The following is a 2412-nucleotide window of genomic DNA, read 5'->3' as shown; positions in this document are numbered from 1 at the left end:
CGGCCGGGCGGGGACGGGGCTCACGGGCACGCGACGACGATAGGCGGGTGCCGCCTCGGCAGGCGTGCGACGACCGGCGCGGGCGGGCGTGGGCGCCGTGGCGGGTCGTCCGCTGCCTGGCGCGGTCAGCCGCCGCGCGACCGGGTCAGCCGCTGCGCGGGGCGTACATGATCACCGCGACGCCCAGCAGGCAGACGAGCGCGCCGGCCACGTCGTAGCGGTCGGGCCGGAAGCCGTCGACGAGCATCCCCCACAGCAGCGACCCGGCGACGAACACGCCGCCGTACGCGGCGAGGATCCGCCCGAAGTGCGCGTCGGGCTGCAGCGTCGCGACGAACCCGTACACGCCGAGCGCCATCACGCCGGCGCCGATCCACACCCAGCCGCGGTGCTCGCGCACGCCCTGCCAGACGAGCCACGCGCCGCCGATCTCGGCGACTGCGGCGGCGACGAACAGGACGAGAGACCTCAGGACCGTCACGCGCGCAGTCTGGCAGTCGCACCGGCCGGCGGACCGGAGGTCGAGCAGGTCACGACACGTGCGTGCGCGCCCCGAGGTGCAGGTCGAGGCCCAGCCAGCGGGCGAGGTCCTCGAGCTCGTCGGCGACGTCGGCCCGCACGGCGGGGCGCCACGGGCCGTCCTCGTGGACCGCGTGGACCTGAAGGACGCCGGCGGCGTGGTCGGCGGTCGCGTCGACCTTGCCGACCAGCCGGTCGCCGTGCAGCACGGGCAGCGCGTAGTAGCCCCAGCGCCGGGCGGCGGCGGGCTTGTACATCTCGAGCGCGTAGTCGAACTCGAAGAGCTCGGCCATGCGCTTGCGGTCCTGGATCAGCCGGTCGAACGGCGACAGGAGCGCGGCGCGGCCCTCGAACGGTGCGTCGAGCAGGGACGGGTCGACGCGCCACTCGCCGCGCACCCCGTCGACGACGGCCGCCTCCCCGGCCGATCCGACGTCGACCGGCTCGACCGGGCACTCCGGCCCGCGGGCGCGCGCGATGCCGAGCGCGTGCAGCCGCCGCTCGTCACGGCGCCGCCGGGCCTCGTCGACGGGCACGGGCGGGTCGTCGGGGTAGATGCGCTCGGCCAGGTCCCAGAGCCGGTCGCGCCCGCGCCGACCCGCGGCGGCGACCTCGCCCGCCTGCACCATGAGGTCGAGCATCATCGGGACGTTGCGGTCCCGGTTCCAGCCGCTCGACCGCCAGGGGCGGACGGTCGTGTCGGGCAGGTCGCGCGCGGTGAGCGGCCCGTCACTGCGCAGCGCGTCGAGGATGTCCTGGCGGCACGCCGCGTTGTCGCGCAGCCAGCGGGCCTGGGAGTGCGCCCACGCCTTGGCGTCCGGTCCGGGCCACGCGGCCATCTCCGCGGTGTAGAGCGCGAGGTCCTCGGCCGGGCGGATCATGCCCTGCACGTCGACGAGCGTCTGGTCGTCGACCGCGTCCGCGAGCTCGTCGGGGTCGTACCGCGACCCGATCCGGCTCCAGAGCACGAGGTCGGCACTCGGCGCCACGGCCTTGGTGTGGTCGACCTGGAGCATCGTGAGCCCGCGCACGACGGTGCGCATGTCGGTCGGCCGCGGCGCGGTCAGCAGCTGCGCGCGGACCGCGACGCGGCGGGCATCAGCGCGGGACAGGTGGTGCACCGCACCGACGCTACGACGCACCTCCGACACACGGCGTGGGCGGGGGTTCGGATGGCGGGGCGGTCGGCGTCGACGCCGGGTGGCCGGCGCCGGTGGCCGACGACGCCCGGGCCGACCGCGTCCCGCGTCGGGGTCAGACGGTGACGTCGACCGCCCGGTCCGGGACGCTCGTCGGGTCCGCCGGCCGCCGTGCGGTCGCGCGACCGACGACGAGCAGGGCGAGCAGCGCCGGGACCCACCCGTACAGCAGTCCCGCGGCGCCGCCGTCGGTCGGGCCGTAGAGCAGCATCTGCTGCACGTACCAGCGGCCGTCGCCGACGGGGTCCAGGCCCAGGCCGACGAGCACGGTCGGGATCGCGCCGACGAGCGCCGCGACGACGCACGACAGCCACACGGCCAGGAGGAGGACGAGCCGCCCGTCGGGCAGCGTGGTGGTCCGGACCGCGACGTACGTGAGCGCGCCGGCGATCGTGCCGACGAGCGCCCCGCACACGAGCAGCGCCCCGGGCGACGCGTCGGCGGCGGTCGTCACGGGCGCGAGCCAGTCGGCGACCGTGGAGACGGTGGCCGCGAGCTCGGAGCGCGCGGTCGTGACGTGCTCGGCGACGGTGCGGTCGACCCACCCGTGCACCCCGGCGGCGACCGCCCACCCGAGGCCGGAGACGGCGCCGACGACGACCGCGGCGCGCAGCGCCCCGGACGCCCGCGTGGGGGTGGGCTCGTGCGCCGCGTCACCGGTCGCCCGCTCGAGCCGCCGCGCGAGCGCGACGGT

General features: G+C 77.0%; 3 protein-coding genes. All 3 read right to left on the bottom strand.

The annotated features are described in order from the left end of the window. Positions 1-145: 145 nt before the first annotated feature. Positions 146-481 carry a YnfA family protein gene (locus CTKZ_RS16855; protein WP_124344030.1) on the bottom strand — a complete coding sequence of 112 codons (336 nt, stop codon included), beginning with the start codon at positions 479-481 and terminating at the stop codon, positions 146-148. A 49-nt stretch (positions 482-530) separates the two neighbouring features. Next, positions 531-1640 (bottom strand): DNA glycosylase AlkZ-like family protein, encoded by a 1110-nt coding sequence (locus tag CTKZ_RS16850; RefSeq protein ID WP_124344029.1) that lies wholly within the window; start codon positions 1638-1640, stop codon positions 531-533. A 133-nt stretch (positions 1641-1773) separates the two neighbouring features. Continuing rightward, positions 1774-2412, bottom strand: a 639-nt coding sequence (locus CTKZ_RS21700; RefSeq protein ID WP_200829789.1) for a hypothetical protein, incomplete at its 5' end; no start/stop codon positions are given.

Source organism: Cellulomonas algicola (assembly GCF_003851725.1).
GTDB classification, from domain to species: Bacteria; Actinomycetota; Actinomycetes; order Actinomycetales; family Cellulomonadaceae; genus Cellulomonas; species Cellulomonas algicola.
The sequence above is the reverse complement of the archived record's forward strand: the minus strand, read 5'-3'. Positions and strand labels throughout refer to the sequence as shown.